Consider the following 19209-nt stretch of genomic DNA (forward strand, 5'->3'; position numbering starts at 1 on the left):
TTTCTAGCTCCCTTTGACTGCTGTTAGATTCCCAGTGACTTGTGTTAGGTACTGATTTTTCCGCTGTGCAAACGCAAGCCAATATTCTTCAGTCTTCATATATTTGATATATTTTTGAGTTGTGGTGCTATCTTTATGACCCATTACCGTTTTCAGCTCATCTAGCAAAACATCAAATATCTTCCCAGTCTTTTTGTGTTGCTCATAGAGCCAGTGCGTTGCAAATGTTGCACGCAAGTCATGCATCGTGAAGTACCATTCATCATCACTATCTTGCTCTTCAAGATTATCAATAATGATGCGGCGGATTGAACCAAGATGTTTCTGAATTGTGTTTGTGTCAAAAATCAACCCATTGGAGGGGTTAACAAACAGGGCGTTATGCTTGAGGAGTCCTTTTTGAATATGTGTTTCACGAGCTTTACTTGTCCGATACTGATTAAGAATAATCATGAGCTTTCGCGGTATTTTAATTGTTCGCTCTTTATTGAATTTTGTCATGCAACCATTACGGAGTTCACTAATAGTTGCACTAACATATTCTTCGTGAGGTCGTGGTGCTCTCACTACAGTTTCAGGAAAGGTAACTAACTCTTCAACTCTTAATCCTGTCTCTGTTGCTGTGTAGAGCATCAAATCTTTAATTTCACTGTGCCTTTGGAAATTAGTATCTTCGTATTCAAGATTGTCATAGAAAGCCTGTTTCTCATCTTCCAGCATCGGTGATAGCTTATGAGCGGTTTCCAATGGTTGAACGCTTCCAAATGGCTTTGTTAGTTCGGTTGTTTCAACGTAAATCATTTCATCACCTTTTTTAAGATGACCTAGCATGTCGTGATCGAGGCTTCGCTTTCTCTTCCTTACTGGTTTAGTTGTGTATTCGAAGGGGCAATAATCTTTAGTAAAACGAACAATGCGTTCAACATGTAGAAACTCGAAATACCTAACGATAGTGTTGACATATCCCGTTGCAGTACTAGGAGAGTACGTTCCTACGATTGTTACATTGTCATTCTCATCACGTTCTTCCTTCTTGATGTTATCAAGAAGATGATCCCGATATAGGTACACAACTCCGTTTTCAGGGTCATCTGTTACGTCATATATCGTCAGACGCTCTCTCCATAGAAAACGATAAAACGACTTTAGCGCCCTCATTTTCGAATCGAGAGTTTGGAGGTCGTTGGTGCTGTTTGCTTTGAAGCGCATAAATAGATTCGCTGGAACGACATTTAAGCCGTTTGGATCTATAAGAATTGGAATGGTTATTAAGGCTGGGTTTTTGCGCTGTTTGATGCGAGGCTTCACATCCCCTGTTTCCTCATCAATTACGAATTCGACTTTAGGTTTCTTCTCTACTGTCACTAAAACCCGACAAAAATCACCATCAGCGAAATCAGCAGGTACTAGACTTTTCTTTCGGGCCATAATATATGCTATCTCCATTAATACCGAGCAAGTAACTGACGCCGATTCGCTCCGCTTGCAGTGCTCGTCCTTCATCCTCGGCCAGCGAGGCTGCGCTGCCAATATAGCTAAGGACTTTAGTTTTGATTTTTACTATACTAGTTGCTCATTATTGTGTCTAATTTTTCTACCTAACTTTTTAGCATGGTAGGCGTCTAAAGCAAAAAGCCACAGTATGTGCAAAAGGTATCGCTCTGGTTGCTTCTAACGGCGGCAAGATTGCAGATTACGAACACCCACACGATTTCAATCGAAATGACGAACCCTACGATTTAAAAAAAGAGAAAAAGTGAGAACCTTGCCACATAAGCAAGGTTTTTTTTTGTCTTTATATAAACAACATAACCATACGTATTTCATTGATGAGAACATGTGATATTGTAGATATCAGGTTAGGGATAGACTGGTAGATGTAAATAAATGCCTGAGATTATTTATGAAATTAAAACAACAACAATTAAAGACTTCACATATAGGAAGCCATTAGTTTATATCGATGACAACGGTGAGCCTCAGTGTCGTTTTTCTGAGGACAAAGAAACTCATGCCCACATCAAGAAAGTAATCTTCTTAAACATGGTTGGTTACCAAAAAATAGTCGTAAGGAATGGTAATGGCGGCAACCCTATCGTCAAGAAGGGTAAGCTGATTTCATACGAACCATTGGACTACGCAAATCAATATATCCTTTCAAAACACATTGAAGACGACAAGGAAGAGTCTCAGCAAACCTCTAAGGCGCTGACCCACTACTTTTCCTTCATCTTGGATACTCAAGCAGCATGGGATCGAAAGTTCAATAACGACGATTACGACCCATTTACAGACCCTCCGCGCCCATCTTGGGACAAGTTTGGCATTAGGAAAAACCTACGAGCCACTTACATGTATCATGCGTCTGTAAAAAATGGAGTAATAGACGGGACAGGTTTAGCTAGAACAACTGCTTCTGCATACATGCGTGAAGTTGTTGGCTTTTACAAGTACCACATCAGAAAAGGTATGGAATTCAACAACCCGCCATTTGAGTTCGAGATATTTAGTATCGACATTGAAAATAGCGGCACACATATGAAAGCACATAGGCTCAAACAAGTGCAGTCAACTGACCTAAGATTGAACTTTCCCAAATCACAAAGAAACAACGGCGGCAGCTTGCCAAATGCTAGGCGTGACCTAAAACCTCTAACAAATGCCGAGTGGAAAGAAGCAAAGAATATTCTCATTACCACCAAAAGAGTAATTAAGAACGTAAATCGTACGGAAAAATGGGTGAGTTTACCTGAAGAGTTCTGCTTATTATTCCGAATTTATCGATACACAGGGCTTAGAAAGGAAGAGGGAGCGAGTTTGCACTTAGGGCAAGTCATCTGTCCTGATATGACCAAAACAATGTTAAGGCTTGGGGTTGGTGATCAGTATGGCTCTCTAGTCAAAGACCCTAAAGGTGGTTATCACAATAAATCTCGACGCACGATTATTACTAATTCTTTAATGTCTGAGCTGTATAGCTACAGCCAATCTCCGCGATACCAAAAACGCTTAGAGAAATTTAAAAAGAAATGCAAGACTGAGAGAGACGCTGGTAACACAGCTTACTTTGACGGTATTGATGGTATTGATGAAAATAAGAAATATCTGTTTATCAGCAACTCAGGTATACCATTCTTTAAAAAACTCGAAGAAATCAATACTCGATGGAATGAGATTAGAAAAACGGCAGGGAGGAATCTGCACAACGATATTGATGCGGTTGTTCACAACCTACGATCCACCTTTGCTGTCTCTACCTTTCGGATGCTGTTAAAAAAAATGACTTCAGATAAGGCGTTATCAATAGTATCTGCGTTCCTTGGTCATGAAGATATTGCAACCACCCTGCTCTATTTGCAGATTGCCGAAGATCAACCTACTGGCGATGAGATTTGGGAAGACATCATGGATTATCTCGGTGTATTTCAAGAAATGACAGAAGATGGTGAGCTAGAAGATAACACTGGCTTCGAGAGGTTAAATCAGCATGAGTCGTAGGAAACCCGCTTTTGTTGATGGTGATTTTTATGGGCGGCCAGAAGCAGCGGTTGAGCCACTCCGTTTGGCTGATATGAAATTGAAAGCAGTTGGGAGTACAGCTCACTTTGAACAGCTTAATTTCAAATATGTTCCTAACTATTCGCAATCAGGGGAAAAAATAAATGGTGTTGAATACACCCCGGCTAGCAGGGAGGACTTTGTTCACGATGTGTACCGTATTCTTAAGCCAGACTACAACTCCACTAGAAAAGGTCACTTCGAACAATTAAGAAGGTATGTTCGATGGCTTGATGTCAACGATTTCACATCGATTGGTAGTGACTACTTTCATCCTGATTTATACACAGCATACATGACTTATCACCAAGAGATGTGCAGAAAAGGTGAGCAAAAGCTATCGTCATGGGCTGCTGTAAAAAAAATGCTGAGTTTCTTTCTTAGGAAGAAGAATCGCGAGATCGAAGCTAAGAAATTAAAATCGATAAAAGGTATCAAGAGGGAGACCGACTCATATAAAGGTATCGATCCCGTTGGAGAATTCAAACCTCTAGTTAGACTGTTCATTTCGGCATTTGGGAAGTTTAAAAAGCATGTTGATGAAGGAACATTACCTGATGTGCATCCGCTCTGGGATGAAGAGTTATTCAACCAGACAGCAGAAAAAAATGGTTGGTCTAAACAGCTTAAAAGTCGTAATAAAGTATCTTTTAAGTTAGCTCTAAAGCCAAAGCGCATTAATGGTTTCAGCCCTTTTTACAGTCACTTTTCTAGATTGGCTGTAATGCTAACATTCTGTTTTACTGGTCAAAACACTACTCCAATTCTAAATCTTAGGTTTGAGGATCTTAGGTTTGAGTCCAAGCATAATGGTAGGGTGTACTTTGACCTTGAGAAAGCGCGTGCCAACTATCTCAAACTTGATACTTCTATTGGCTTCCATAAAAAGGCTCAAGAGTTCTTTCATCAATGGTTAGAGATTTCGAGAAAACTTCAGAAAGATAAAGGCACCGATTGGTTGTTTCCTATTTTCAGTGAATCAGGAGATACAAATGGGTTTATTGAGTCAGGTCAGCGCTCGCCTCAGCGTCAAATTAATACCTACACTGCTTTAATGGGACTTGCACACATTACTCCATCGGCACTTCGTCAAACCAAAATCGACGTACTAATGAAGGTGACACAAGATATTTGGAAAGTGTCAATATCTGCCAACAATTCTGTTCAAGCCATTTGCGCTAGCTACTCAGACGGTAACGAAAACGACCACAGGAGTGGCTTGGCTGCATCCAGTGAAGCCATGTATGACTTTGTAAAAAATGGTACGGATATTCATGAGTCAGCAAATCAGGCGAAATTTAACCACGCAGATATCCTTAGCGACTATGACTACAATAGATTACGCAAACAGGAGAGAGAAAATGACAAACAAACGCCCGTGGGAACTCGCTGTAAAGACTCTACTAAAGGTGTAGCAAATACAGTAAAGAAAAACCTCAAAAAAATGGGGATTGAGCAGTCAACGGAGGCAACCTGTACGGACTTTTTGAGTTGCTTTGAATGTGAGCATCACAGACTGGTTGCTGAGGTTGAGGATATTTGGTTAATGATGTCCTTCAACGACACGCTAAAAGAAATGAAAGATTACCCAGCTATTAATAGTATGCCTACGGAGAAGTTTCATAAGTTGTGTAGCACCATAGAATCTATTCTAAGACGATTTAGCGAGGTGTCTCCTAACAACTATGCTATGGCATCAGACAAGCAAAAAGAAGCCCCTCATCCGCTTTACTGCGATGGATGTAGCCTAGTTGATTTACTGGAGGCATTTTAATGAGTGGTAATACGCAAAGAGAACAAGAAAATGTTATTCCTGCGATACCATTCCAAAAATCTAAGACCGCATTCTTGATTAATGGATTGGATAGTCTGAACTCTGATGATAAGCCCTATCACGTTGAAGAGTGGGACTTCTCTACGTCTCACATTATAGGTATAAGCCAAAGTTTAAAAATCAGATTTGAAGCGACCAACCCTGAGTACGTAAAGGGAATTCAGGATGCTCTATACAAGATGTATCACCACTCAAAAGAAGAGGAAACCTTGCCTCTCTCTGTAAGCAATATGTCTAGTCTAAAAGCTGGCTTACAGAGGGTTGCTGACTGTTTGGAGGGTACAAAATGGACTGATTTGTCCGACCGCAGGAAGTGGAAGTCATTTACTCGGAGACTTAAAAAACAACAGAACTCGAAAGGTGCTTTAAATGCCGTTCTTACTGCACTGAATAAACTTACCATAATAGGTGTGATGACTTCGTATATTGATGCCGCCGAAGTCTGGAAGTGCGCCAGCTCAAAACCAACTAGGCAACATGTAGCCATGCCTCACATGTTGTACCAACACTTGATGAGCAACGCTCTTCGAATAGTCGAAAAGTATCATGAGCATCGCCATGAGATTTCAAGGGTTTTGGGGGAGGCTTACGACATAAAGAAGCGAATTAAAAACGGTGAAAGGGTTATTGGTATGCCAATAACTCGCAAAAATATAAGTATGACAGATGATGCTATAGAAAAAAGGATCAGAAATGCTATTAAGAGGATTCCCCACGGTATTCCTGATTTTGAGGTGGATTTGATGGGCAGCGGCTTAGCTGAAATATCAACTAGTTGCTTGATAGTTATTCAGGGGTTTTCTGGTGTGCGGATTGGTGAGGCTTTATCTTTCAATAAAAGAAGCGTTAAGAAAAAAACGGTAAATGGTAAATCTGTTGTCCTGCTTGAAGGCCAAACAACTAAGGGCTATAACTCAAAACCTAAAACGGTCACATGGCAGTCACACCCTGTTGCTGAAGCTGCATTAGATTTAGCTTATGACATGATGGAGTCAACACGCTCGCTCTATCACAAAGAAGTTGATGAAAGAGAAGCGCAAGGTGAAACGCCAAATAAGATTAAACACATGAGAAGGCAATTAAAGTCAGCCTTTTTGGTAGTGAATGCATCAACGCAAAGATCCGATAACTATCTGATTTCGATTATTCAGCACATGAGAAAATTCATCAACAGCCTGAACTATAGTGCAACTCAGGAAGATGTTGATGAGTTTGATATGCTGAACCCTACAAGAGAAGGCGAACTGGAAGTTGGCAACACATACGAAGAATTGAGTTCTCATGATTTCAGACGAACATTTGCTGTGTTCTTTGTACGCTATGGCTTTGGCACTGCTTCGGGGATTAAATTCCAGTACAAGCACCAAAACATCAATATGGCAGACTACTACACTAACAATGCTGTGCTTGCGAAAATGAATGACATTTTGATGGACGATGAAATGCTCATGGGTCTAAAGGAGGTTGAAATTGATATTGGGATTGATGAGTATGATGACATCATTAATAGAAGTGTACATTTGAGCGGTGCCAGAGGCGAAAAGATTATGCAAGACCGCATAAAAGCGCTCGAAAGCGGAGGCAGTATCATCATGACTCGTGCCGAAATTGAAGATAACATCAGAAATGGAAACCTCCATATCATTCAACTTCCAAGTGGTGCTTACTGCACTAACGCATCGTGTGACCGCGTTTGTGGCACCCAACCTTTCCGAGCCGAAATTAAAGAGTGTGAACATAAAGTTGTCACCGACAAAGGTGCAAAAATTATAGCAAAACAAAGAGATCGCTTGATTGCAAAGTTCACAGCACTCAATACAGGTGACCCATTAAAAAGTTCCATCTTGGCTGGGCTAAAACAGAAGATCCAAGTTGAAGAACTGACACTTAATAGGCATGAGATTCCTTATACGCAGTTTAAAGACGAAATCATTTTGAATAGATTTGTGTGAATTAGAGTTAATAAAGGGTAATGGTTATGAGTTCAGCAGCAGTAGATAAATTCCAATCGGCTTTGGATCGCCTGTTAGATAGTAAGCCAGAGAGAGTAAAGGCATCAGGTCGCCTGACACTAAATAAAATCAACCGAGAAGCAGGATTTGCTCAAAGCTACATTCATAAGTTCAAGACGTTCATTAAAGAGATTGCTAACCCTGCAATTGAAAATTACAACAGAGAGTTAGACAACTCTCAATCACACCAAAAAGAAATTTCAAAACAAGGGGATATTAGTCAGATTGACAAGCTCAGAACGGAACTCGAACGAGAAAAAGAACTCAAGGATAAATACCGCAAAGAGTTAAATGATGTTAAGAATATAAATAAAGAACTTGAAACACTTAATAAGTCCCTGATGTTTCGCGTGTATGATCTTCAAGAGGAGTTTGGTGAACGAGTCTATGAAATTGCAGAACGCAAAAAGTAGCCTTTGTAGTGGCATAGTTGGTATTTCATGGAGTAAGGTGTGATGGCTTATACTCGACCTCACACGTTCGTTTGTTTTTCACGACTAAATTGAGCAAGTCGGTCTGCTGGTATCGCAACTCATTTCTGGACAGAAACGAGTTATGCGGAATCTGGTAAGTCGCTTATCTCAGATTAGCAAAAGTATCTTAAAGCCTTAAACGCTTGCATACTCGTGCTGACTGGTAGCCAAACTTAGCCAAGTAATGCCATACTTTTTCACTTCTTGCTCATCGTAGCCCTGCTCGGTAACAGCTAAACCCTGACCAAGCCGCCGTATAGCACTTCAACAACGAAACCAAACGCATATCAAAAATGACACGCGTGCTGAATCCCACTTTAACTGTTTGTATGGCGCACTGACCAGCGAACGACCTATTTCGCTCGCGTATAGCTTTGCCAAAATTTTGCATTAGAATCTTGAAGAGGTACAACAACACAGCTATCAATGCTAATAAATTCTAATGATTTTGTAATGTTATCGGATGTGCATACAAGAAGCATCGTACTCGAAGAGGATAGCTTCTTAATCGTTGCTTGAGAGTACAACTTAATATCTACGCCTCTAAAGTTACATTTCCTTTTCACATCAAGCTCCCGCTTATTTTGTGTTCCAATAAGAGATTTTAATTGCACTTTGAAACTATCTAATTTGGCTAAGACAATATCAATCTCGCCATCGGTCTCTTTTGCGATTTTGAAGGCTAAAGCAAAGCCAGTCTTTATCGCTGAATCATCGTTATAATATGCATCGGTACAAAGATATTTCGTCATTCTCTTATGCTATCTGTAAAAAGATCAATTTTATCATAATCATATTAGAATTGTTCATGCCTGATTATGGCTGGTGCACCCCACAAAGCCAAACATCACCGCCTTAAACAAAAACCCAACGATAGCACCTAAAATGCCAAGCGTTGGGAATCTGTCTTGTCTCTTATTAGGTATTTTCTGTCAGCTCTCGTTTAATTTTATCACGAGCTAAAGATCTAGCTTTTCGTCGCATGGCTTGAAGTACAGTCGGCTTCTTATCGCTGATTTGGGTAAAGAAGTCAGCTGCACCAATCGGATTGCATAATACCTGACCAGATAGATGTTTCATTCTCTCAGGACAACTATTGACACCAGGGTTAACAATACTCAGCTTTCTAGCTGCTGAGAAAGCGAGCCAGTTCGCTATCTGATCGTCAATATGCTTGTCCCCAAAGCTATAGCCTATGCAAATAAGCTCATTAGCATAATTCAAGTTACCTTTGAAGAGGGATAGAAACTCTGGTGGCGCTATTTGGCTTAGTTTGTTCGTGAACTTGTAAGCCCCAGATAATAGGCTTTTCCGCAGAAACTGAATTTCTCCACTTTCATCTTCATAGATATTTTCATTCGTGCATACAACCCCATCTCGAACTGCAATATCTTGATTAATTTGATTTAACAATTGAATCTGTGAGGATAGAGAGTCTGCCTTACCTTTGACGGGTTTTATTTTCAGGTAGTTAAGCTCATCATTCTGACCAAATATATCTAATGACCCATGAAGCTTTATAAGGTTAATACCGAATTCACCACTTCGAAAAAAATCATATCGATTTTCCTCTATGGATTTTCGACTTAATTTTTCAAAGGGGAAGTTGTATATTGATCCGTCAGCATTTTTCATCCGGATATCAACTTCCTCATTAAAGCCTGACTTTAATGGAATACCAGATTTGAGCGCCAACATTTCAATAATGCAATCATGGTTTAGGGAGAAAACCCAAAGCGGTTTGTTATTTTTGGCTATTTCTTTTATTGAAGAAAAGTCCTCAAGCGCGGCTAATGCGTATTCCGTATTTTTCACTTGGCGCTCCATTAGCAAGCCATATACAGCCTGAAGCAGAAAGCCAAGCGCGGCATAATAATTCTCACTCTTACGTTGATCTAGTTCCCTAGAGCACTCTACCTCTATTGCCCCAATGATGTTCTCATAATGTAAACTCTCATTTTTCAATAGAGATACAACACATGAGACAACATCTTGATGCCAGCCACCACCTTGAGACTTCCAGTTTTCATTAAATGATATTAGTTTTTCAGGAGTTAACCAACGCCTTATTTCAGCAGTCAACTCCCAGACAAGAGGCATTCCGCAGTCATAGGTTGCTCCAGCGCCAATAAATAAAGCTTTCATCGTAATTCCTAGTTCATTGATTGCCTGACAATTTATTAGATCCCCAAATGGGGTATTTAAACACCCCACTTGGGGATTTTTCATACACCTAGTGAATGCCAACTCTCAGTATAAATATATGTTTTTATGATGATATCGTGGTGTACGAATAAAGTGAGATAGACAAAATGCGGCACAAAGGGGATTTCTACAGACCTCACAATTTGCATTAGAAAATCTATCGACATGAGACTGATGACGTTAGCTGTCGCCAACTAGGAATGAGGCATTTTCGCGTTTCATTCCCTATAATTCGTATCTAGGCAAAAAGTGAGTTAGTGATTTCATCAATATAGTAAATTGCAAATCACTCTTAAACAGTTTGTAGGCTTGTAACTACATTTTAAAATTCAAAGACTTGCTGATGCTATTCAGTGCATACTCAGTGGCTGCCTTTTTTGCTTTTTCAGTAGCAATTCCCATAACTTCACCAAACAAGTTATGTTCCGAACAATTTGGACATTCAAGTAGATCATTCTCCTGATACGTTTTTTCATCATCGCAAACTAAAGTAGAATCACAAAATAGACAGCTAACAGCAATAGGTTCGAGTTCAATCGTCATCATTTAGTCCCATTAATCTTAAGGTAAAAAGTTGCTAAAGCAATTATAAAACCGAATACTACAAATAGCCCTTTATGATCTTCTATGCAATCAGAGAGCTTTTTGATTGCACTACGTTCTGACTTTCTTCGATCTGACTCGTTCTTAGATCTAATTGCAGCGACCCCTTTGCTAGTTATAACTAAGTTACCATGCGGACCTCGACCTCCCGCAGTGCATTTAACCCATTCGTGAGCTTTACATACATCTACAAGTTTCACAAACTCTTCTAAAGTATGCTTAGTCTTGTATCTTTTATTAAAATCAGTCACGAATTCAGTATTCACATTAATGAAAACCAATGACGCAACTTCTCCCCTCAATTCCATTGTTTCAAGGAAATGATTAAGGAAACGAAATTTATCCACATATCCTCCTAAAAATCAACACTTTAACAGTATGCCACCCCACGTGAGTCTGGTACTCATAATACAAAACTAAGTACAACCTATTGTTTCTATAACGTAAAGTTTTGAGCTACAACACTTAATCCAATGAAAATCGAAATATTACATTGACTCATTACCATTGTCGCTGTTGCGCTCAGATTGTAATGCATTGATAAGTTGGAACAATTCTATCCTATGCCGACGAAACGAGAAGTATCAGAATTGTAAACGATCCTGTTTTCGAGAGGTTTTTGACCACACTCTTTAATCCTGTGCATACGTTAATTATTTAGGTCGCTTTCAATGTTCTAAAGGCATTAGTTTTTGTATCGCAAAACATTTGGCTCACGATATTCGCTCTGTAGAACGAAACACATAATGGGGCAAAAGCTTGTAGCAACAAAGCTCACGAAAACACTCCATGCTCTAAACGGCCAATCAAATTGAGTACAGCCTTGGTATCTTCGGCTGTCGAAAGCAAATCAATTGGTCGTTTGTTACCAAGTCCTCGAACTGGGTGCTTAAGCCAGTGATTAGCAGCTTCTTCACTACCAAACAGTGCTAACGCAGCCTGAAATACTTTATCAAAATTCTTTTTGGTTTCTTTATTCACCTTAAACTCCGCCTAAATTTATGTGATAAGTCCTATACACCATACCTACATTAGGAAAAGTTGGTCAAATAATGATTAGCGAACGGATAGATAATAATGAGCTCAGCAATAATGGGGCACAAACGTTTTAGAGTCGTGGCACTAAGGCGTTCTTGTCCCAAACCGATTTTGGTGACATAAGAGGCAGCCCTGTACGACTAGGTCACGCTTCAGCACCAAAGGTGTTAGATCGTGTATGAGTCAGTACATCTTTGTATCCACTGGTGTCCACGCGTGGACATCAGTCTATTTTAATATCACCTTGCTTGACTCGAACACAAAATGAATTCCAGTCGTGAGCATAAACATAAACTGGGTGTGGCACTGACTGTCCTCGCATAAATTCATCAAAAACCCGCTCCCATTTGGGTGGCAACTCAGACGGGTCTACCAGCGGAAATACAACTCCAACCATTCGAAATTCTTCTAAATTAGGCAACTCCATAACTCTACTCCTGATTCAATCGATTACTGTTGAAACGTTATAGTCGAGTCGAGCCTTAATTGCACATAGTACCCGTCATTCAGATATGTACATGCAACATAGTTATGATGTATGTCGTGCCACGTTCCAAACTCTTCACTATCGGCCAACCACGTCATGATACCAGCAAGCTTTTGTCCCAAAGCATGGCGGCATAACACGTCTCTGGACAAAACTTGTTAGGGTAAATATCCCACGCTCGCCCTTTCAGATAACCTCACGTATCCCAAAAGTCAAAGACCACTGTTATCGGCGATGGTCGATTTACAAGGGACTGGACATAAACAAGCATCAGCTCTCTAACTTTAAAAGTGCTAGCATTACATTTTTACCAGATAATTTTGCATTGGTATGCACTCTGATTTTTGTTAGTTGGGTTAAACTAGACTCAACCTGTCGGTTCCTAGATCGCGATGTAACCTAATCGTACAGGCAGGCCTATCTAACTACGCCCTCAATATGTCGTAAGGTAAAGGCGGTGCTTTTCCGTTACCTGTCAACGGAAAAGCACCGCTTTAACTAACAGCCAAGGGATAGCGTTCAATTTCTGCCAATTACTTCCAATCGCGGTACGCTTGACTTGTTTTCCAATTTTTTGTTTAACTTGTAGGCAGAACTATTGTGTGAAACATTATTCAGTCAATAAAGAACAATCGTTACTTATTATTTAAAAACCTCTCTTTATAACACCTGCTACATTTGCAATCAAAGCCATATATTTCCTTTAATTTTTTTCTTCTATCTTTAAGATTAAGACCAATAAATCTTTCATCATAATTCCACGTTATTTCTTCGCCTTCTTGTATATCTTTTAATGCCATAATTCTAGGATTGGAGATGCTAATACCATCTCTTACGGTAGAGTTTAACTTTACTGTTGGTTCAATAGATGCGTTTGCATCACAACTATGGTTCATAAATATCATCGAAGCGGATAAATATGTAAACTCTGATTCACTATTAGCAAGATTGGTACAAGCAAAAGTGGCATGATAAGTTGTGACTATTGAGTATATATATTTTATGTACTCAGATTCTTGATTCATTTGTTTACGAATTAAATCAATAATATGATTATCAACCTTATCTAGGCGAGGTTGGTGGCTATCTCGTAGGTGATATCTATCAATTATTGTTTCAAGGATTCCCCTACCTGATGGCTGCAAGAACAATCCTGTCATTGCCCATGCCGTATTTTGTTGTCGAAGGGGAGATCGTGTGATGTTATACCCAATTAATAGTTCATCAACTATGATTAATTCTGACGCTTTAAAAGCCCTTGTTGCTCGTAACCCCCTTAAGCCATCTTCTCTAACAAAAACATCTATACCCTTCCCTACTGAGGGATATTCAATTTTTGACTGCGAATTACCTTTGAGAGCAAATGTTTTTCTAGCTTCAATCTCTGAATGTTTTTCAGATTTTAGTAATGCTTTAAAGCTAGCATAGCCATGGCTTATAGCTATTCTGTTTTGATGCTCTGTCAGCTTTAGTGATCTGTTTTTGCGGTGATTTGACTTTGCTTGCTTCTTAATTTTTTCGCTTAATTTAGACATAATTAACCCTGACAATTTATTCCCTTGCTTCTTGGTGTGCAAGGTACTTGTAGGTTGTGATGTCCTAACCGATTAAAAAACAAATTTTGATGTCTAGCGTTGAACTGAGCAACTTTGAAATCCAAGAACGCCTCTAGTATGCGCGATGTGACGTTACATCAGTTCAATTCTTTCTGCAACCCTTAAGAAATATCGTAGTAGGCTTACAAGCAACATTATTGAATAATAATGCACCGACATCTCTTTGCATTGAAAGTCGATGATGCTACTTTTTGGAGTTTTCCGTCATGGTATCTCTGACGCTGCGATTTAAGTGGCACGATCTGCCACTGAGTAGTTACGTTAAGGCGGAAAGGGGCACGAAACAGCTTGTTGCCCAAATCTCAATTATCGCACTGGATAGTATGATACTGAACAGTACGATAATTGATCATGGCAAAATAATTTTATTGTTTGACTTGGGGGAACAAAGCACTCTAGATCATGTAATCTGAATCATGCTTTAAGAACCACAAGTTAAACACGCAATGGGACAGATCTGAGCTAGCTGGCACTTTTTGAGATAAGTGCCACGAGTAAAACTTCAGGTCTATGAAGCCTCTGGACATAAACGAGTTTGAGTCAGCTACCACATTGTGTCTTCGGATAAGCTGAATAAGTTAAAACCAAGTAAGCGAGCCTAACTAACAAGGCCTTTCAAATTAGCTTTGAGTATATCTCTTACTTCATCAGGAGAAATACCCCACACCTTTGCCAAATACGGAATAACACTGGCCGCATCGGATGGATATAGAATTTTCCCTTTCACCTTGGCAAATGGACCATCTGTTTCCAATAAAATTCGATCTCTTGGTAGCCAAGAAATGACATTCTTCGCTCTTATCGAGAACAACATGGCTGGTCCTATAGAAAAATAACAACCAAGATCGATTGCTTTCAATGCTTGTCTTTTTGTTGCAAGAAACCAATGAAGAATAGGAGTGCCCGCTTTGGGGTGCTCTCTTAAGCATTCTAAAACTGCGTCAACTGCATTCAGGCTATGAATAGTTAATATTTTATCTTTTTGAGATTCACATTTTTGAAGAATATGATTAAAAACAATCAACTGGTCGTTAAAATGTTCTTTATAGCCCTTTGAACCATCAAGTCCAATCTCTCCAATATACCGTGTTTCTTCTATCAATGTATCAAACAGGGCAAGCTCGTTTTTTCTCTGATGAGCTAACTGGGGATGCAATCCAAGTGCCGTCCGACAGTTTTTAATATCACGCGTTAAATTAACAGTACCTTTGAAAGCCGAAGGTACTGTCGTAACGGATAATAGATAGCAACCAGTATCACTGATGTCTTTTAAAACCATGTCATAATCGGGGTAAAGATCGACATGGCAATGCATATCCATCATTATATTTTATTCTCCTCAAGAAACGTTTCTACTTCTTTGAGTCCACGTCTAATTGTAGACTCTAATTTTTCTCTTGTAGTTTGTTCATTCGGTAACGAGCCACTTTGTCTAATCCATCCCTTGTAGTCTTGAGATTTATTAAGCCTAATAATTGCAGTCTGCACCGCATGCAAATCATCTCTAGTATCTTTATCGTTATGAACAAATTTTAAGTTCTTACTGACGTATGGTGCATCTTGTGTGAACCCTGCATGATGGACAGATGAACGTCTAATTAGGCAAGGAACACAATGACCACACTGCATATGTTTTCGATGCCAATGACTACAGGACACGCTCAACGGAATGGCCTTAGCAATTGCAACTTGATCAACACATTCCTTTAGCATTTCACCCTTTGTTTGAAATTGGTATGGATTAACAAATGTCACGTTAAATCCAGCATCTTTTAAGAGTTCTTCAAGACGATTCAAGAAATATGGGTGAGTAGTCCGTGTACTGTGGCTGCCAATTCGTCGCCTTGTGAGTGGAGGGTTGATTGAAATATACCCATTCTCGGGAACAATAATTGTAGAAATACTACTATCTTCGTTAGCATTTCTCAGAGCAGAAATCCCCAACACAGCCATAGCTAAAAAGTTAAAGCTTCTTCCACGCATCGTGACATCAGTTTTACCTTTCAATCCAGCCATTAAACTAGGTGAAATACTATAAGAAAGCTCACCATACTTAGACTTTAAAAGCTTCTTGATGTTCTCTTGTTTAACACCATCTCCACGGTAAGCATGACTAAGCAAAAGCGGTTTATAATTAGATTTACCATTTAGTATATCTATAGCGCCAACAGCACTATCTAACCCACCAGAGAAAAGACAAACTGAGTTTAGTCCTTTGAAGCTATTCAACCTTGCTTTTGATTTGTTACTAACAATAGGTTTAGGCACCTCAAGCAAAGTTTTCGTAAACGTAAACTTCCACTGGTCACCAGTTAAGAAGCTCAAGATAGAACTAAGACGCTCCGATAAATTTCCCCATAATTTTTCGTTAATAACCGGAATATGCAAGTGCATAACCCTTGACCACGCATCTGCCGCATTACCTCGAAGTTCAAATGTCTCAGCAGCAGTCACGGCACTAGCTATGGTTATCAAATCTAAAGCATCCGCATCAATACTAACCCCAAGCTCACGTAATTTCTTTAGTAAGCTGCCCGAAGCTCTACTGTGCTTAGAGCTATCGTGTGGGTGCGTACCGAAGAGTTGCACTGGGTGGCAAGTCTCGGAATACTCGGGAAGCAAAGAAGGATTATGGTTAAAATAGAAATTAATCATTAAAAGACTCCCATTCATCTACAGTCTGCGATATCGCGTCAATTTGAATTTTAGTGATATTAGCCTGCGATAAATGCCCTCCATTATCACCCGTGATCTTTTCTACTTTAGATTGAGTTATCACTTTTATTAGATCCCTTAACTCTTCTTCCATTTTGTGATGTTTACTAGGGTGTTCAGCATGAAACCAAGCCTTGCCCATTCCATCAACAACATCCTGAAAAATCAGATCAGTTAAATAGCAAGATATAGCTTCTGTTACCACATCATCTGTAAACATGGACTCATCAAACTTTTCTTCATCAGGCAATACTTCCGCTAATGCAAAATCTATTGCTAAACGCACAGATTCAGCATCACCGTTATCAGGTGTTAGATGATCGCTAATACGGTCTATAGCTTGGTCAGTAGTTAATCCATTTAACTCAGATAGAGAAAGGGTTCTATCGTTATACCTAACGCTGTCACCTTGCATCATCCCCAATAGACCGGAGCCAGCAGTGATACCGCTCGCTAGCCTGCGGCTCACTCCAGAACCTCCACCGGAGCTTCTAGAGTATTTCTTAAGAGAACCTCTCAAATTAGAGCTGTCACTTCCTGACTTTGCGTAATCCCCGAATGCCCTTCTTGCCCCTGTCAGTCGATTTGGTGACGGAATATTAGGAACTGAGCCCGGAATCTGCTCTTGTACTTTTCCATTATCAACTTCCTGTGGTGGTACGCTAACGTCAGCTCCATTATCAGAACCAACTTCCACTGAACCGCCTTGCTCTGCCCATGGTGGTAACAACGGGCTCTTATTATTAGGTCCGGTACTTGATGCTGAAGTTCCCATTATTTAGTTGCCTCTAGTTCTTTAATCAATGATTCTAGCCATCGTTTTTTGGGAGCTTTCTTCACGAAAGCTAAAAAATTAGCCTTACACCTATCATCATGTGCTGCCAATTGCCTTGCTCCATATATTCCGGAGGTTTTTAGGCCCCATTCTTCAACTTTACGCAACTCTTCGATGAGGCTATCCATCACAGATATGTACTCTTCACTAGCTGTAAGCTCAATCAGTTCAGAGCTCGCTTTACTGGATCTAGTTTTCTGTTTCAACAATCCTTCGAGCATTTTTTGTGCTGCGCCTGACATGACGCTATTAACAGAGCCCATCGGGATATTTTGTCTACTCAAGTATGCTGCCGCTGTTAGATCTACACCTGTAAACAAAGGTTTTAATCGAGCCCATTTTTCTAGGAAATGAACTTCTTTCTTCCATTCATCAGGTAGCCTTTCGATATCAAACTCTTTATCTGTTCGTTCGAGTTCTTCAATGAGTTCTGGTTTACCACTCTCTGAATCAATGAGTTCATACAGCCTATTTGTTGCTTGAATACCCATGCAGCGTTCAAAAATCACTAGCTTAGTTATTGTTCGCTCATCTAGCTGCATACCTCTACGATGTGCAGTTTTTTTCCTCATCTTAACTTGATTAAGTAAGCGCTTTACGATTCTTGGGTTGCCGTTTATGTTCGCAGACTCTGCCAATATTGGAGCCATCTGTTCTGCTATCTTAAACTCTTCTCTAAGCTCTGCGTCATCAAGCTCACACCTTTCTAGTAAATCATCTACCGAAATCTGTCCCTGTTTCCAAGAAAACCTGAGTGATTCTTCCAACCCTAGCCTCAAGCGGTCGAACTCTTTTATTGGAATACCTCTGTCTTGGGCAATTAGCATTATCAGATAGGCTCTAACCTCAGCAAAACCGGGCTTTGGAACATGTACAGGGATTTGAATCAGTTTATCTAGATAGTCAGTTTGGTGACGTACAGAAGCTCCCTTATGGAAATGAGGAATTGCCAAGCGAATCATATCCGGGTCAGCCGCAACAACAAATGCAGTATTTGGCATGAACAAAAACAATCTAATTGCTTCTAGTGTGGATATCGTATTCTCAGGTAAACATCTATCTAAGTTATCAACATAAACAATAACAGGTTTATCAAAAGCCTTTAGCAACGATATATAGGATTTTCTAAACTCTCTAATTTCTTTTGGAGGAGAGAGTTTCTTCTTAGCTTTTACAAGTCCTTTAGCCTTTTTACCAACCTGACCTATTGCTTTAACATCTTTCTGAACTGCTTCGAAATCCAAATCATCATCTTCATCAAAGGCATCCCCAGCCCAACCAAAAAAGTTCTGAATTGCCCCGAATGTCGGCATTCCAGAAATAGCAGCAGCACCTTCAGCCATAAGCCCCATAAACCTTACTTTGTCGATGCGCTTAGCAAAATCAAGTGCCTTTTCAAGTAGCTTTTCATCCTCAGCGGCAGCTTCAACCAATTGTGCTGCTATAGTCTCCAACAGTGCAGCTTTTGCATCGTCGTATCCCTGAAATGTCCATGCATCAAAATGAATCTGGATGTACTCTTGTTCTTCCCTCTCAAGCGCTTTAGCGGTCAACTCTAAAATTGTTGACTTACCAGCACCCCAATCACCAAATACGCCAATAGATATTGGCATTAACTCTTTCTCTGTAATGAGATCTTTGATTGATTCAGCAATCTCATTGAAATTTAAAAAATCGATCTTAGATTCTTTATCTGACCACATGTTTATGTCCTGACAGTACTAATAACAACCGCGTCAGTATTGACTCGGCTGACTGATCCTCAAGTTAAATAAGATTCTATTGAAGGCGTTACTTCTCTGACATCACAAATAAAAACAAATATATGCTTTG

Annotated in this window: 15 protein-coding genes; 4 read left to right on the forward strand and 11 right to left on the reverse strand. The window is 39.8% G+C overall.

Translation table 11 applies throughout. From position 1 onward, the window contains the following. Window positions 1-3 precede the first annotated feature (3 nt). Window positions 4-1428, reverse strand: a complete 1425-nt coding sequence (locus MSG34_RS15915) for a site-specific integrase (RefSeq protein WP_136984379.1) — start codon at window positions 1426-1428, stop codon at window positions 4-6. 459 nt (window positions 1429-1887) lie between these two features. On the opposite strand from MSG34_RS15915, the gene MSG34_RS15920 reads away from it, so the two are divergent. The 4 genes from MSG34_RS15920 to MSG34_RS15935 are packed head-to-tail and all read left to right on the forward strand — an operon-like array spanning window position 1888 to window position 7817. Further along, a complete protein-coding gene (locus MSG34_RS15920; protein ID WP_248338444.1) occupies window positions 1888-3498 on the forward strand; it encodes a site-specific integrase in 1611 nt (536 codons plus the stop codon). Continuing rightward, the gene (locus MSG34_RS15925) at window positions 3488-5332 is read left to right on the forward strand and encodes a hypothetical protein (RefSeq protein ID WP_248338446.1); all 1845 of its coding nucleotides are present in this window, start codon (window positions 3488-3490) and stop codon (window positions 5330-5332) included. The genes MSG34_RS15920 and MSG34_RS15925 overlap by 11 nt, the downstream gene beginning before the upstream one ends. Further along, entirely contained in the window at window positions 5332-7344 is a 2013-nt protein-coding gene (locus tag MSG34_RS15930) for a hypothetical protein (protein WP_248338448.1), read from the forward strand. Before MSG34_RS15925 ends, MSG34_RS15930 begins: the two co-directional genes overlap by 1 nt. 26 nt (window positions 7345-7370) lie before the next feature. Further along, the gene (locus MSG34_RS15935; RefSeq protein WP_102561487.1) at window positions 7371-7817 is read left to right on the forward strand and encodes a hypothetical protein; all 447 of its coding nucleotides are present in this window, start codon (window positions 7371-7373) and stop codon (window positions 7815-7817) included. Window positions 7818-8230: 413 nt separating this feature from the next. Here the strand turns inward: MSG34_RS15935 and MSG34_RS15940 are convergent, their stop codons facing one another. From MSG34_RS15940 to MSG34_RS15990, 10 genes are all read right to left on the reverse strand, one after another. Next, a complete protein-coding gene (locus MSG34_RS15940) occupies window positions 8231-8629 on the reverse strand; it encodes a hypothetical protein (RefSeq protein ID WP_248338450.1) in 399 nt (132 codons plus the stop codon). A 166-nt stretch (window positions 8630-8795) separates the two neighbouring features. Further along, the gene (locus MSG34_RS15945; protein ID WP_248338452.1) at window positions 8796-10022 is read right to left on the reverse strand and encodes a hypothetical protein; all 1227 of its coding nucleotides are present in this window, start codon (window positions 10020-10022) and stop codon (window positions 8796-8798) included. 375 nt (window positions 10023-10397) lie between these two features. Then, the gene (locus MSG34_RS15950; RefSeq protein ID WP_248338454.1) at window positions 10398-10628 is read right to left on the reverse strand and encodes a hypothetical protein; all 231 of its coding nucleotides are present in this window, start codon (window positions 10626-10628) and stop codon (window positions 10398-10400) included. Further along, window positions 10625-11032 (reverse strand): hypothetical protein, encoded by a 408-nt coding sequence (locus tag MSG34_RS15955; protein WP_248338456.1) that lies wholly within the window; start codon window positions 11030-11032, stop codon window positions 10625-10627. The genes MSG34_RS15950 and MSG34_RS15955 overlap by 4 nt, the downstream gene beginning before the upstream one ends. Window positions 11033-11459: 427 nt before the next feature. After that, window positions 11460-11666: an antitoxin Xre/MbcA/ParS toxin-binding domain-containing protein gene (locus MSG34_RS15960; RefSeq protein ID WP_102558659.1), complete on the reverse strand. Its 207-nt coding sequence runs from the start codon at window positions 11664-11666 to the stop codon at window positions 11460-11462. Window positions 11667-12845: 1179 nt separating this feature from the next. Further along, a complete protein-coding gene (locus MSG34_RS15970) occupies window positions 12846-13745 on the reverse strand; it encodes an SET domain-containing methyltransferase (RefSeq protein ID WP_248338460.1) in 900 nt (299 codons plus the stop codon). 679 nt (window positions 13746-14424) lie between these two features. Further along, window positions 14425-15150 carry a Qat anti-phage system TatD family nuclease QatD gene (gene qatD / locus MSG34_RS15975; RefSeq protein WP_248338462.1) on the reverse strand — a complete coding sequence of 242 codons (726 nt, stop codon included), beginning with the start codon at window positions 15148-15150 and terminating at the stop codon, window positions 14425-14427. Next, window positions 15150-16481: a Qat anti-phage system QueC-like protein QatC gene (gene qatC / locus MSG34_RS15980; protein WP_102559318.1), complete on the reverse strand. Its 1332-nt coding sequence runs from the start codon at window positions 16479-16481 to the stop codon at window positions 15150-15152. Before qatC ends, qatD begins: the two co-directional genes overlap by 1 nt. Beyond that, window positions 16474-17316, reverse strand: a complete 843-nt coding sequence (locus tag MSG34_RS15985; RefSeq protein ID WP_082315265.1) for a hypothetical protein — start codon at window positions 17314-17316, stop codon at window positions 16474-16476. Before MSG34_RS15985 ends, qatC begins: the two co-directional genes overlap by 8 nt. Then, on the reverse strand, window positions 17316-19079 hold the full coding sequence (locus MSG34_RS15990; RefSeq protein ID WP_248338464.1) for a P-loop NTPase fold protein: 1764 nt from the start codon (window positions 19077-19079) through the stop codon (window positions 17316-17318). Before MSG34_RS15990 ends, MSG34_RS15985 begins: the two co-directional genes overlap by 1 nt. Window positions 19080-19209 lie beyond the last annotated feature (130 nt).

The organism is Vibrio sp. 1CM2L (genome assembly GCF_023161695.1).
Taxonomy (GTDB): Bacteria; Pseudomonadota; Gammaproteobacteria; order Enterobacterales; family Vibrionaceae; genus Vibrio; species Vibrio coralliirubri.